The sequence below is a fragment of the Legionella sp. 39-23 genome (assembly GCF_001897665.1).
Lineage (GTDB): Bacteria > Pseudomonadota > Gammaproteobacteria > Legionellales > Legionellaceae > Legionella > Legionella steelei.
Genome location: NZ_MKTO01000042.1, coordinates 140,367 through 154,888, shown reverse-complemented (window position 1 = coordinate 154,888; position 14,522 = coordinate 140,367). Strand labels below are relative to the sequence as shown.

The window sequence follows — 14,522 nt, the reverse complement described above, 5'->3', positions numbered from 1 at the left end:
TTTTTTCAGGGCTTTATGCCAATTGTTCTTTGTACTCAAAGTTGCAATTCTTTAAGTTGACACAAGTAGGCGAACGGTTAACATAAAACAATGATTAGTAGAAAAACTACCAATAACAGGCACAATAAATGAAATGCTTGTTTAAAAATTTTAAAACAAGAAAAGCATCAACACTGCTTCTCAGCATCATGCTCATTATTTTTTCTAAAGTAAATTTTGCTGGTGCCCCTTTTCTTACCGATGATCCTGTCCCCCTGAACTCCAAACAATGGGAAATTTTCCTGTTTACAATTTTCGATAAAAACAATGATCTTTTTTTAGAACCCGACCTATTTGCTCCTGCCATAGAAATAAATTATGGCCCACTCGATGATTTACAGTTGCATGCTATTGTTCCTTATGCATGGTCTTTACCCAATGCTGCGCCGCCTGCAAATGGTTTGGGGGATATTGAGGTAGGGGTCAAATACCGATTCATTCGCGAAACATCAAAGCAGCCACAAGTAGGTTTTGCGCCTTTACTTGAGTTACCGTCAGGGAATGTATATCAAAATTTGGGTAATGGCATCCCTTGGGTAAAACTCCCTGTTTGGGCACAAAAAAGCTGGGGGAAATGGACCACCTATGGTGGTACTGGTTATGCCATTAATACAGCGCCAGGCATGCTGAATTATTTTTACACAGGCTGGTTGTTACAACGAAAACTCAAAGAATCACTTACGTTAGGCAGTGAGATTTTTTACCAAGGTGCTATAACAGCTGATGGCAATGCCTCCGTCATCTTGAATGTTGGCGGTTTTTATAATTTCAATAAGAATTTTTCCCTGCTTTTTACGGCAGGACATAGCATTGCAGGACAAAACCATTTAGTCGGCTATTTAGGGCTTTATTGGACGTTTGGTAAAGTTTACTCACCTCCAACATCACATCGTCGGGGTGGTAGGATTTTTTTTGCAGAACATTGATTAGTAGAAATAATTATATGTCGTCAACTACCTCGCAGGTTAAAGTAAGTTTAAGTCGTTCTGGAGTGGTCCTTATTTTATTTTCTGGAAAGATAATACGAAATCCTGGTTCCAGAATTTGCCCTCGAGGATTTAATGAAATTTCAGAAGCACGAACCTCTGCTTGCCGTTGCGCCAATAAATGATACATCATAAGTACGTTGTTACTCTTTTGCAGTTTGAATTGGCAGTGTTGCAGATATTTCTTTGCTTTTCGCATATAAAACGCTGCATCGTGTTGTGACGCCATGAGATTTTTAAGTAGACTTTTAGCAGCCCAATCCCCTGATTGGTTAAGATTTTCTTTAAACACTTCGCGCCAATTCGCTGTGAGGGCATTAGGAAGGAAACGCAAAAGCCGACAACGTGCTGAGGAAAATATTGGATTTGTCATATCTACATCCAAAACATCCATCATAAATTTTTGATCAATAATCCCATTTTTTATTAGATTGTCCACTGCCAGCATATCTGACTGAGCCTTCACGGGGGTAAGCCAGGCATGATCAGCATCGTTTAAATCAGTTTCAGGAAAATGACTCCCTACTGCATTCAATGCAGCATTATAAAAAACTCTAGAAATCCTTATGGTTTGCTTTTCTTTAGTCTGCAACAATCTTGAGTCAAGAAAAAACTCTGCCGGGATATTGAGTTCGGCGCGTTGTTCATCGCTAGGGGCCGTATCTGACATTAAATTTAATTCAACAGGACAAAATAAAGGGCGGAGTTGCTCCGGTAATGAACGCGCTTTTTGGCTCCGATTCAATTTTTTAAGTCCTTTTAGAACATTTTTAGCTAAATGCTCAGGAGGAACTAATGTTTCTAGAATCTCTTGCAATAAAGCATCCGGGTTGTGCCCACCAAAATCCAATCTCCTAATAGGTTCCCACCAATCATTATGCGGTTTAGCCAGCTCTTTCATAATGGGTCCACCAGCACCATGACAACCAGAGCAACGAAGTCGATTACCAAACTCTGGGTGCTGGGGATTGGGCTGTCGATGTAGTAACTCATTATCGGCAAAAATATCCGATGAATCTCCTCGATAAAACCATTGCCCCTGTGAGCCATCACCACGTAATTCATAGAAATTAAATACTTTTTTCTTTGTATCCCAGGCAAACGCTTCGATCATCAGTGAGTTTTCTTCTGGATTTTGATCCGCTATTAAATCACCCTCTGCTCCTATTCCTGTAAAATGCCCAAAGAAAAAATCACCTGCATTAATGTACCAATGAGCATCTGATATTTTGAGCTCCCCCAAAGCCATTTCAAATAAACTAAAACTACCCTGAGTTGGATTATGAAATCCTCGATTTGCAACCATGGTGGTTTCCAATGTCAAACCAGCATTTTTGAGCAGTTGACGCAATGCAAAAACATTTTGCGGACATGGCATATTAGATAGAAGTAAACGCCCTAAAGCATCATCCACACGCTCAACAGTGTGGCTTGAAGAATCAATAAGGGAACAACGAGCACATATATTCTGAGAAAAAATTATTGTTATGAAGTAGAGAATAACTGAAAAATAAAATGTTCCTTTGTTCGCCATGACATTCCTATTTCTATATTTTCTACAAGAGATTAGTGTTCACTTAAAAAAGTGGTAATTGTTGTTTCATCCAAAAATCATTCTGCAACTGATAGTGCATTCGCGAACCTTTAAGAAAATCATTTTTATTAATTTCTAGAATTTGCCATAAGTTTGGAATGATTTGCAGGACACCAAAAGACGAAGAAATCCCATCCACAGTTTTATTGGTGTTTATTAAGTAATAATTTCTCCAATATTCATCTAGAAAGTTTTGCCAATATAAACTGGTTAACGAAAGATTGCTCTCACTTGTATCTAATACCGCAGTTCCCTCTACGATTATTTGCCCGTAATCTGGATTCAAGATACAAACTCCTATATTAGGACAATGACTTAAATGTATCCATTTGGGTGAACTCGTATCAGTTAAAAAAATCAACGAACCTTTAGGGGTAACATGGTAGAGATCCATCGTTCTAATATGTGGTTTTTGATTCATTACCGTTGTTACTTGTGCAAATATTTTCCTTTTAGGAAAAGAAAACCACTCATATAGATAATGTTCTACGGTATTCATTAGCTCCAAGGAAGTAATTAGCATCATTTCTCTTTAACCAAATAAATCACATCATAAAACAAATATTCATTGAGTCAAAAATTAACTTAACCCACTGAAAGACAACCAATAAATCACTCCGACCAAAATAAGTGCACTTTTTCCAAAAACTACTATACTTTTAAAACTTGGACGAACAGGAATTGAGTGATATGGATGCCATTCAATTAGCACTGGATGTACATTTAAAAAGGACTTATCAAAACTCGCAACGATTTTTTTTTAACAAGCATGAATTATCAGAAACCACTCATCCACTATTCGTATTTTATCTGGAATGGCTTAGAGCAATTAATGCAGAGCCGAATAAATTTGATGTGCTGCAGCAAAATGAACAAAAAAAATATGCATTCAAATTCTTATTGAAACACAACCTGTTATTTTTTCTAACAGTTACACGCCAATTTAATGTCATTGCCAAATTGTACAAAACGCCGTCTTACAAGGCGAAATTACGTCATTTGCACGCTTTAGTTAGAAAAGCGCATCAGAAAGCAAGACAAAAAAAGAGGAAACGTCTGCTGATGGCCAAATTTAATGAAAAAGCAAAAACCTACAACTTAGACCGAAAAAAAATCGATACACATTACCCGGCGAATGCACACGATAACAAAAAAATTAGTAGCCGCTTATCGGATGAATATAATGCTAGAAAAATAAAAGATATGTCTTATGCTATCAAAATTAATCATGTTAGGAGCACTTTAAAAACAATCCCAAAAAATGCCTATGCGCGAGCAAGTACTCAAAAAACATTCCGGCATCAACTTACATCCATTCACCAGCACACATTAAACAATAAGACCTCACAACAGCTTACAAAAAACCATAGTAACAATGAAGACTCTACACCCCCATATGTTGGATTTCTATCTGAGGTTTGGCAACGGCCAAATACAGATCTTTTGCACAACCAATTAACTCCCGAATTAGCAGAACGTTACAATGAAGAAGTAGCTGTATTTATAAAATGCGCATATGAGCCAGAACACAAACATCATGAATTACAGAATGAGTTAGATTTAGAAAAAATAGATGATGTATTCACTGAAGATATTGATACACATTTAAATACCTATTCAGAACATCCTGTAGACACTAAAAAAAGTTCTTTTATGAATCAACGCCTCACTTTTTTTGCAACAATACCTCAATATAAAAAGGAAGAGGCAGTGCAAGCTTGCTGTGAAACAACTCATAGTACTAGGATGGGTAGGTAAAGAGATTTAAATTTGGACTTTTTGCTGCAGTCAACACTGCAGCAAGATAACCGACTCTATGAGGGTGTGTATTTGATTCGACCTTAAACTTCGCGTCGAATACACTCGATACCACCTAAATAAGGTCTTAAAGCCATTGGAATATGGATATTGCCTTCTTTATCTTGATAATTTTCCATCAAAGCAACCAATGTTCTACCGACGGCAAGACCCGAACCATTCAAGGTATGTACCAATTCTATGTCACGTGTTTGCTCTTGTCTGTAACGCGCTTTCATTCGGCGCGCCTGGAATGCTTCCATATTAGAACATGATGAAATTTCTCGGTACGTATTTTGGCTGGGTAACCAGACTTCCAAATCGTAAGTTTTTGCTGAACTAGGCCCCATATCTCCGGAGCAAAGGGTCATAACACGATAAGGCAGCTCTAAACGCTGTAAAACCGTTTCTGCATGGTTTACCAATTGCTCTAAAGCATGGTAAGAATCTTGGGGTTTAGTAATCCAAACTAATTCAACTTTTTCAAACTGATGTTGTCGGATCATCCCTTTGGTATCTTTACCATAGGAACCCGCTTCACTACGAAAACAAGGTGAATGACACGCATAACGAATGGGTAAGACATTCTCATCTAAAAGCACATCACGAACCGTATTTGTTACAGGAATTTCTGCAGTAGGAATCAAGTAATATCCTTGCTCCCCAGTTAACTTAAACAAATCTTCTTCAAATTTTGGTAATTGCCCTGTACCCATCAAACTGTCTGCGTTAACCATATAAGGCACATAAATTTCTTGATAACCATGTTGTTGCGTATGCATGTCCAACATAAATTGGATTAAAGCGCGATGTAATCTAGCCAATTGATTTTTCATGACTACAAAACGGCTACCCGTGAGTTTAGCAGCCAAAGCAAAATCCATTTGGTTTAAATTCTCACCCAACTCATCATGCGATTTAACAGGGAAATCAAAAGTAGGAATTGTACCCCAGCGTCTTATTTCCTGATTATGTTGTTCATCTTCACCAACAGGAACTGATTCGTGCGGTATATTAGGTAATCTTAGCGCAATTGCTTCAATTTGCTGTAACAAGTCATCGAGCTCACCTTTTTTTTCTTCTAATTCCTTAGCAAGACGGCTCATATCTTCACGCATTGGCTCGATATCTTCACCGCGAGACTTTGCTTCACCAATAGCTTTAGAACGTAAATTACGCTCATTTTGCAAAGTTTGTGTGGCTACCTGCAGCGTTTTACGTTTCTCCTCTAAAGCAGTAAAAGAGGAAACGTCAAACTTAAATCCCCGCTTTAGTAATTGCGACGCAACAAATTGCGGATCATCTCGTAATAATTGAATGTCTAGCATAAGATATCACTCTAATCATTAGAATTCGTCAGAAACCCTACTACAAAGGAGAATTGCTTCGGCGATACGGTGCTGCGCTCCACTTTTCTCTTTGTAGCGAGTTCCGAAGAAGTCTATTGTTTATAATCAATTTACCTAACAATCCCGCGCGTGGATTGATTTAATGCATCAATCATTAAAACTACTTCTGGACATTCATTTTGCATTAATTCTAATTCAGTAACAGCTTGTTGTACGGTTAGTCCTTTGCGGAAAATTATTTTATAAGCACGTCGCAAACCATCAATTGCTTCTGATGAGAATCCTCGTCTACGTAATCCAACGGTATTAATACCACATGCAGAAGTTGTGTCTCCGGAAATCATAAGGTAAGGAAGTACGTCTTTAGCTACATAAGAGGCTCTAGCAATAAAAGCATAAGCTCCTACATGGCAAAACTGATGTACTGCAGCATAACCACCTATATTTGCATAATCGCCAACAGTTACATGTCCTGACAGTGCAGCATAGCTAACCAAAATAATTTGGTTACCGATCATGCAGTCATGTCCAACATGCGAATAAGCCATAAAAAAGTTCTTATTACCAATACGGGTAACTCCACCGCCTTTAACGGTTCCACGACTAATCATGCAGTATTCACGAATAATATTATCATCACCGATTTCTAATCGAGTGGATTCGCCTTGATACGTAATATCCTGGGGAGCATCGCCCACTGAAGCAAATTGGAAAATTTTGTTATTTTTTCCAATGGTGGTTGGGCCTTCAATGATTACATAAGGACCAATCCACGTATTCTCACCAATTTCCACATCAGCCCCGATTACAGTCCCAGGACCTACGGACACCCCCTTTGCCAGTTTTGCAGAGGGGTGAATTATCGCTCGTTCATCTATCACTTTTGAATTTCCTTTGCAGCACTTAATAAATCCGCGGAACAGGCCAGTTTATCGCCCACATAGGCTTCAGCATGTACACGCCAAAATTCTCTTTTTCTTGCTAATATTTTTACTTCCAAGCGTAATTGATCTCCTGGAGTAACCACATGTTTAAATTTTGCATTATCTATGCCCGCAAAAAAATGCAAAATACCATAGTTTTCTTCAGGTGTTTGAGATAATCCTGCTAAAAGCGCACTAGCTTGTGCCAATGCCTCCAGCATTAATACACCCGGCATAATTGGATTTTCTGGGAAATGTCCCACAAAAAAATTCTCATTAATGGTGACATTTTTTATAGCCGTCAAACAGTCAAACGGTGTGAAATCAAGCACCCTGTCTACTAAGATCATGGGGTACCGATGCGGCAATATACTAAAAATCTGTTTAATATCTACAGGTTCACTCATACGCAGTTTCTCGCTTTAATAAGTATGCTTAGATAGTATGGTCCAAAAAGGGAGTCCAAAAGAAAAAACATTATCCTGATTTAGTCGGTTCAAATCAATTGTTAATTGTTAAAAACTTATTCTTCTGATTCAATATGACTTAACTTTTTCTCTAAGGCACCTAACTTTAAGATATAATCATCTAATCGTCGAAATCGGGCTGCATTACGACGCCAGCGGCGATGTTCATGTACTAGAGTACCGGATGAATAAATTCCAGATTTGGCAAGCGATTTACTCACTGTAGACATGCCAGTGATCACGACGTCATCTGTCAAATGCACATATGCAGCAATACAACTGGCGCCACCAATAACACAATCTTCTCCAATTTGCGCATAAGCACCTATCGCAGCACACCCGGCAATGACCGTATTTTTCCCCACCAACACGTCATGCGCAACCTGGACCAAATTATCAATACAAACCCCTTCGCCCAAATAGGTATCGCCTAATGCACCTCTGTCAATTACAGTATTCGAACCTATGTGTACTTGGTCCGCGATAACAACAGCACCTGCATTAAAGCCTTGTTGCCAGTGTCCATGTTGTTTCAAATAATTAAATGGGGGAGCACCAATCACACAGCCGGAATTTATCACTACGTGGACTCCCAGCTGACAGCCTGAGTAAACCACAACATCATGCCCAATCTGACTGTTTTTACCGATATGTACCGATGATTCAATCACACTATTTGTACCGATTATTACTCCATCCGCCAATTGCGTGTTTGCGCCAATTACACTATAAGCACCTATTGATACATTTTGGCCTAATTGAGCAGACTCATGAACTATGGCAGTAGAATCAATACCAGAATATGTAGGCCGAGAGTCTGATAAAAGTTGAGTCGCTTGCATCATTGCTTGCAAGGGATGAGAAACAACAATGCAGTTTCCCGGATATAAATGTTGATGTTCTGCTTTGAGTAATACCGCACCAGCTGCTGTGTTATTTAGAATGTGGCGCAATGCAGAGTTATCATAATAGGCAATATCTTGGGCGGTGGCTCGTGCAAGAGAAGCATAACAAAAAATGGCGTGATTGGCATTTCCATGCCACACGCCACCCAAATGACTCGCTAATTCTGCTAACGTCAGCAATTTTGCATCGCCGATTAGTTAATTGCTTTTACAACTTTATCAGTTACATCAAGAGTAGTTGCACTGAAAGGAGCTGCATCTTTTTGTACAATTAGATCGTACTTGTCATCTTTCGCAACTTTTGCAATTGCTGCACGAACTTTGGCATACAAACCTTCCATTGCTTCGTTATTTGCAGTGCTTAACTCTTGTTGATACTGCTGACCATCGCGCTCAAATTGTTGTTGTGCACTAACAATTTTTCTTTCAATATCTTTCTTTTGAGTCGCGCTCAGAATCGCACTATCACGTTTGAATTTTTCCATATCCGCTTTAATGCCAGCTTCAACTGCAACAAGCTTATCGCGACGTGGCTTAAACTCTTTCTCTAATTTCTTTTGGATTTCTTTTATTTGGCTTGAAGTCTGCATGATTTTTTGCAGGTCCACTACACCAATTTTTGCTACATCAGCAAACGCGCTTGCGCCAAATACACTGAAAACAAAGGCCACTAAGACCAGACCTAACCGCTTCATAACTAATCTCCTAAATTAACGTGAGTTTCGACAAACTAAAGAGCATGATGCTAGCACAATTCCCAATAGGTTGCGATATATACAGCATGATTTTCGATAATTTTGTAACAAATAGAAAATGCTCATCCCTCTTTTCTCCCAGCACAGGGAGAAAAGGAGGAACAATATAAGTTAGAATCCTGAGGATAGAGCAAATTGGAAGAATTGCTTTTGATCGAATTGTTGAGGATTCAATGCCTTAGCTAAGCTAAATGCCAAAGGTCCAAATGGAGAACGCCATTCAAGCGAAAGACCCGCTGAATACCTTAAAGGACCTTCATCTCGTCCAGTCAAAATAGGTAAGGTATTTACAGCAAATACGTTACCCGCATCAACAAAGGCGGTAGTTCGCACATTATCCCGGCTCAAAGGATAAGGCAATATAATTCCCGCAGTTCCACTGAGTAATAAGTTACCCCCCACAGAGTTACGGTAATTATCCAAGGGACCTAAAGAGTAACTGTCATACCCGCGGACCTGACCTGGCTGCGCAGTACCCCCTGCATAATAGTTTTCAAAAAATGGCAATCCTTTATTATTAAAGGAGTTTCCGTAGCCAGCAAAACCTTGTAAGGAGAAAATCCAGCCTCGTGCTATAGGCTGATACATTCGGGCTTGATAAGATCCTTTATAGTAAGACAAAGAACCTGAAGTCGCAGGCAAGGCAACTACCGCAGAAAGCTGCTGGTTAACTCCTCGTGTGGGATAAGGAAATTGATCATAACTGTTTCTATTCCATCCTGTAGATAAGCGAATTTCCTGGAAATGGGTTCCATACATCTTCACAAAATTCTGGATGGGGATTACATAACCTACACTCTTGATTTCTACATCCTGATATCCATAACCCAATTGCCATCTACTTGCTTCCCCAAGAGGAATACTGTAGTTCACATCACCACCAAAACGGTTGGAGTTGTAAGTACTGACATTAAGGTTTCTGGGATCAACGCGAGCATAATAAAGGTTTAAGCCACGTCCTATACCTGTATCGGTATAAAATGGATTGTAATAATTTACGGTATAGTCTTGCCCCCATTTGCTCGCAGTAAATGCAGCACCCATGGAGCGTCCAGTACCCATAAAATTATGCTGATTTACGGAGGCATTTAATTGATATCCGTTAGTACCGTAACCAATGGAAGCACTTGCTTCAGCCGAAGGAGCTTCTTCAACGTTCACATCCAAATCCACTTGGTTATTTGCTTCTGGTACTGGATTCGTCTTGACATCAACATTTTTTAAATAGCCTAGTAAGCGCAATTGTCTTTCAGATTCTTTAATATTGTGCAGCGATAATAATCCACCCTCATCTTGACGAATTACACTTCGCAATACGTAATCACTGGTTTTTGTATTACCATGAAACTTAATACGACGGACATAAACATGTCGACCAGGCTGTACTATAAATGCAATGAATACGGTCTTATTATTTTCATCGATTTGGGGTTCTGCATTAATTGCAGGGAACCCATAGCCTATATCACCTAAAGCCAAACCAATGGCTGAAATTGAATCAGTTACTTTCTTACGCGAAAAAACAGCACCTTTTTTGACTTGTATTAATGAATTAATTTTCTCAGGCGGTAACATCGGTTTCCCCACTACTTTGTAGCCTGAGAAATGATATTGAGGCCCTTCTTCAATATGAACATTAATATAAACATCTTTTCTATCTGGCGACAGTAATACCTGCGATGAGACGATTTTAAACTTCAAATACCCTCTATCCAGGTAAAAAGAACGCAATGCTTCTAAAGACGCATCCATACCTGACTTTGAGTACTGATCTTTTTTAGTAAAATAGGTAAAGATACCTGATTTTGATAGTGTAAACTCTGGCAATAATTCATTGGTGGTAAAATCATGATTGCCGATTATTTTGATTTGTTTAATTCGAGAAACACGACCCTCAGAAATATTAATAGTAATACCAACTCTATTATCAGTGAGTGGACTAACTCGAGTATCGATACGTGCGTTATATTTTCCTCTGGCGTTATATGCTTGTTTTAGTTCTTTTTCTAAACGTTCCAAAGTAGATGTTTGAAATACGCGACCTTTAACTAAGCCCATTTCTTTAAGAAATTCTTTCATTTTGTCGCTAGGAATTTCTTTATTTCCTACCACACTAATTGAACCTATAGTTGCTCTTTCAACCACATTAACAATTAAAGTATTACCTTGGCGTTCTAATGAAACGGACTGAAAAAAACCGGTATCATAAAGGGTGCGAATAATTTCAGCAGTTGATTCAGGGCCGACCTCTTCACCAACCTGGACAGGTATATAATTGAGTACTGTTCCGGTTGAAACACGTTGCAAGCCTGTAACTTTAATATTGCGAACGACAAAAGTATCTGCTGCTATTGTTTGTGAAGACCAAGCGATGAGCGAGGAACAACAAACACCTAATATAAACTTACTACTGATTTTTTTCATTATTATTTTACGCCCAGTACTACGTGTACTACTACTCAAATTCGGTACACTGAAAATTGAACCACTTTTTATAGGAAGTAGAAACTACTGTCAAGTTTTTGTTCCCTGACTTTGCCAATACTTTGCGATTAAAGTCTGATTAATTTTCCTACTATCCTGTTAGTCTTGACAGATCATTTGTTAACGCGATAAACATCAGCGCGGCTAATAGCAATAGACCTAAATAGGCTCCTGCTGATTTTAAACTATCAGATAAAGGTTTACGTCGAATTGCTTCCAAAAGGTAATACAACAAGTGCCCGCCATCCAGCATTGGAATAGGTAGTAAATTTAATGCCCCTAAGCTAATACTTACTAAGGCAAGGAAAAATAAATAAGAAGTTAACCCACTACGTCCCGAATCCCCGGCGCCCTGGGCAATACCCACTGGACCACTAATACTATTTAATCCTAATTTACCAGTAACTAACCTACCCATTAAAGTAAATGTAGTGGCGGTCAGTTGTACCGTTTGCTTTAATGCTGTAGGTACCGCAGTTAAAGGATCCTGTCTCTCTAAACGTAACCAATGTGCCGGCCATTTGACCTTTTGTGAGCGAACTCCAATAAACCCTTCAATCTTGCCTTTATTGTCCTGGCTGCCAGTTTGTACTACAACATTTTGTATACTTCCTGCTCTTTTAATCGATAAAGTTAATTGTTTATCAGGACGAGCTTTTACGTAGTCCACTAAAAACAACCAATCATTAAAAGGTGTTCCATCTACACTTAATATTTTATCGCCATTTTCTAGTCCTGCTTTCGCTGCTGGAGAATCAGGAACTATCTCACCAACAATAGGAGGAATTGAAGGAATAAATGGCTGAATTCCAAGGCTACCTAGCGGATCAGGCTTTTTGCTGTCTATTTGCCAATGAGTCAACGGTAAAAATATCTGTCGTTCTTGTCCATTAACCAAAGATTTTATTGTTAGCTGAATTGTTTCATTAGAGCCAACCAGAGGCATGAGTGCGTACTGAAAATCACGCCAACTATTTATCTTAGTATGATCCAATGCAATAATTTCTTCTTGTGCATTTAATCCAGCTTGTGCTGCGATACTATTGGGTTTCACTGATTCGATCATTGGCGCTAACGATTGTATCCCAATAACCAAGACTAACCATAAAGCAACAAAAGCAAAAATGAAATTGAAAAAAGGACCTGCAAGTACAATTGCAGTCCTTTTCCAAAGCGATTGATTATTAAAAGCTAAATGACGTTCCTTTTCGTCTACATCACCTTCAGACTCGTCAAGCATTTTGACATAGCCACCCAGAGGAAATAAAGACCAGGCGTATTCTGTTCCTTTTTTATCACGCCAATGCGCTAAAATAGGACCAAAACCAAAAGAAAAACGCAGTACTTTAACACCACACCAACGCGCTACTTGAAAATGACCATACTCATGTACCGTAACTAACAAGACCAACGCCAAAAGAAAATACAGCAATGTTGAAAGCATAGTACTATCCTAAATTAAAGTATATCCTCGAGAATACCATCCCAAATTCGCCGAAACCCAGGTAAAAAGAGCCTTTCTTGCGATGCACGCTTGCAAAACATTTTTGATTGATTTTCACAAGCGTACTCTATGGACCCCTTTAATTCGAGAATTACCAAGTTAGTCCGAAATAAAATACAGGTAACGCCGCAATTAAACTATCTAAACGGTCTAAAATACCACCATGACCAGGAATAAGAGCGCCTGTATCTTTTAAATGACAACGACGTTTCAATATACTGATGAATAAATCACCAAAGATCGCAATAATTATAGTACATAAGGCTAAAATGAACCAATGCGCCATAGCGTCCGGTTTAAAATAGCTATAGCCAACCCACGCAATCAGCATAGACAGAATAAGGCCACCAATAACACCCTCCCAAGATTTTCCTGGGCTGACCTGAGGAATTAATTTATGCTTCCCCATCAGTTTACCGCTAAGATAAGCGCCTGTGTCTGAAACCCAGATTAAAAACAGCAAATAAACGAGCAATGCTTTACCATTAGGCAAGTTATATAAGTGAATCAAGCTTTGAACGAATAGCGGTAGCAACAGAAAACAAACAACTCCTACGATGACCGGATAGCCCCAATATTTTTGTGAACCAGGAAAACTGAGGATAGCCAGTATATTTAGACCCCAAATAATTAGTCCAAGAACCAACCAATAAGAAAAAACATAACCACAAGCCCACAAACCCAAGATCATCACTACAAGAAATCCGGCTTGTAGCCCCCAATTCTTCAATGGAATTAATTGCACACATTCTCTACATGAAGCAAGAAAAACAAGTAAAACAATTCCTGCCAAAAGCCACTGATTACCATAAAAAATAAGCCATAAAACCAAGGGCACTAAAATCAGTGTTGTAATCAAGCGTTGCAAGAACATAATGTTCCCTTATGTTTGGGGCCTATTTACATGTCTTCGCTCTTGGCCAACTGTCTTGATTTTCTGAAAATTCAGACGTTTTGCTCATCTTAGCGAAATGTAAACAGACACTAGAGTTAATTAAGAAATTTGCCCAAATCTTCTTTTCCTTTTATTAAAGGAAGCTAATGCCAATTCAAGCTCCTGCTCACCAAAATCGGGCCAATGTACTTCACTAAAATAAAGCTCTGTATATGCAAGCTGCCAAAGGAAAAAATTACTAATTCGCAATTCACCACTAGTACGAATAAATAAATCAGGTTCGGGCAACCCATCTGTATCCAGATAATGGGCAAAATTGGTTTCATTGATATCATCTATTGCCAACTCACCGTTTAGGACGGCTTTGGTTATTTTTTTTGCAGCGTTTACCAAGTCCCACTTACCACCATAATTAACAACCACATTCAAAATTAATTGTTCATTATTTGCCGTCAAAAGCTCTGCTTCTCGCATTTGTTGTTGCAACAGTGGTGAGAGCAAACTACGGTCTCCCGTAAATCGCATACGTATTCCATGCTGATTTAACTCAGCGAGCTCCTTTCGTAAGGACTCTAGGAATAATTCCATTAAAAAATTAACTTCCTCAGAAGGCCGAGACCAGTTTTCCGAGCTGAACGCAAATAAACTAAGACAAGGAATTCTTTTGGTCATGCAGCATCGAATCATTTTTTTTACTGATTCAACACCTGCTTTATGACCTTCAATACGTGCTAATCCTCTACTTTCAGCCCAACGGCCATTTCCATCCATAATAATGGCAACATGCTGAGGAATTTTTTGTTCCAAAACTTACTCTTCCCAAT

Annotated in this window: 13 protein-coding genes; 2 read left to right on the top strand and 11 right to left on the bottom strand. The window is 38.8% G+C overall.

Going from position 1 to position 14,522, the window contains the following annotated elements:
• Positions 1–128 precede the first annotated feature (128 nt).
• Entirely contained in the window at positions 129–965 is an 837-nt protein-coding gene (locus tag BGO44_RS16545; RefSeq protein ID WP_058510765.1) for a transporter, read from the top strand.
• A 13-nt stretch (positions 966–978) separates the two neighbouring features.
• On the opposite strand, the gene BGO44_RS16540 is transcribed toward BGO44_RS16545, so the two are convergent.
• On the bottom strand, positions 979–2,559 hold the full coding sequence (locus BGO44_RS16540) for a hypothetical protein (protein WP_058510766.1): 1,581 nt from the start codon (positions 2,557–2,559) through the stop codon (positions 979–981).
• Positions 2,560–2,602: 43 nt separating this feature from the next.
• A complete protein-coding gene (locus BGO44_RS16535; RefSeq protein ID WP_237760459.1) occupies positions 2,603–3,118 on the bottom strand; it encodes a pyridoxamine 5'-phosphate oxidase family protein in 516 nt (171 codons plus the stop codon).
• A gap of 191 nt (positions 3,119–3,309) precedes the next feature.
• Here BGO44_RS16535 and BGO44_RS16530 point away from each other — a divergent pair, with 191 nt between their 5' ends.
• The gene (locus BGO44_RS16530) at positions 3,310–4,377 is read left to right on the top strand and encodes a hypothetical protein (protein WP_273198251.1); all 1,068 of its coding nucleotides are present in this window, start codon (positions 3,310–3,312) and stop codon (positions 4,375–4,377) included.
• Positions 4,378–4,460: 83 nt separating this feature from the next.
• Here BGO44_RS16530 and serS read toward each other — a convergent pair whose 3' ends face one another.
• The 9 genes from serS to uppS all read right to left on the bottom strand — a co-directional run bounded on the left by serS (position 4,461) and on the right by uppS (position 14,505).
• The gene (serS, locus tag BGO44_RS16525) at positions 4,461–5,744 is read right to left on the bottom strand and encodes a serine--tRNA ligase (protein ID WP_273198253.1); all 1,284 of its coding nucleotides are present in this window, start codon (positions 5,742–5,744) and stop codon (positions 4,461–4,463) included.
• Between the two features lie 131 nt (positions 5,745–5,875).
• The gene (lpxA, locus tag BGO44_RS16520; protein WP_058510769.1) at positions 5,876–6,646 is read right to left on the bottom strand and encodes an acyl-ACP--UDP-N-acetylglucosamine O-acyltransferase; all 771 of its coding nucleotides are present in this window, start codon (positions 6,644–6,646) and stop codon (positions 5,876–5,878) included.
• On the bottom strand, positions 6,643–7,095 hold the full coding sequence (gene fabZ / locus BGO44_RS16515; protein ID WP_058510770.1) for a 3-hydroxyacyl-ACP dehydratase FabZ: 453 nt from the start codon (positions 7,093–7,095) through the stop codon (positions 6,643–6,645). The genes lpxA and fabZ overlap by 4 nt, the downstream gene beginning before the upstream one ends.
• Before the next feature lie 116 nt (positions 7,096–7,211).
• Positions 7,212–8,240, bottom strand: a complete 1,029-nt coding sequence (gene lpxD / locus BGO44_RS16510) for a UDP-3-O-(3-hydroxymyristoyl)glucosamine N-acyltransferase (protein ID WP_058510771.1) — start codon at positions 8,238–8,240, stop codon at positions 7,212–7,214.
• A gap of 14 nt (positions 8,241–8,254) precedes the next feature.
• The gene (locus BGO44_RS16505) at positions 8,255–8,755 is read right to left on the bottom strand and encodes an OmpH/Skp family outer membrane protein (protein ID WP_273198254.1); all 501 of its coding nucleotides are present in this window, start codon (positions 8,753–8,755) and stop codon (positions 8,255–8,257) included.
• A gap of 171 nt (positions 8,756–8,926) precedes the next feature.
• Positions 8,927–11,239, bottom strand: coding sequence for an outer membrane protein assembly factor BamA (bamA, locus tag BGO44_RS16500; RefSeq protein WP_058510773.1), 2,313 nt, complete (start codon positions 11,237–11,239; stop codon positions 8,927–8,929).
• Between the two features lie 151 nt (positions 11,240–11,390).
• Positions 11,391–12,743, bottom strand: coding sequence for an RIP metalloprotease RseP (rseP, locus tag BGO44_RS16495; protein ID WP_058510774.1), 1,353 nt, complete (start codon positions 12,741–12,743; stop codon positions 11,391–11,393).
• A gap of 151 nt (positions 12,744–12,894) precedes the next feature.
• Complete coding sequence (locus BGO44_RS16490; RefSeq protein WP_058510775.1) at positions 12,895–13,677, bottom strand: phosphatidate cytidylyltransferase; 783 nt, start codon at positions 13,675–13,677, stop codon at positions 12,895–12,897.
• Positions 13,678–13,797: 120 nt separating this feature from the next.
• A complete protein-coding gene (gene uppS, locus BGO44_RS16485) occupies positions 13,798–14,505 on the bottom strand; it encodes a polyprenyl diphosphate synthase (protein WP_058510776.1) in 708 nt (235 codons plus the stop codon).
• Between the last annotated feature and the right edge of the window lie 17 nt (positions 14,506–14,522).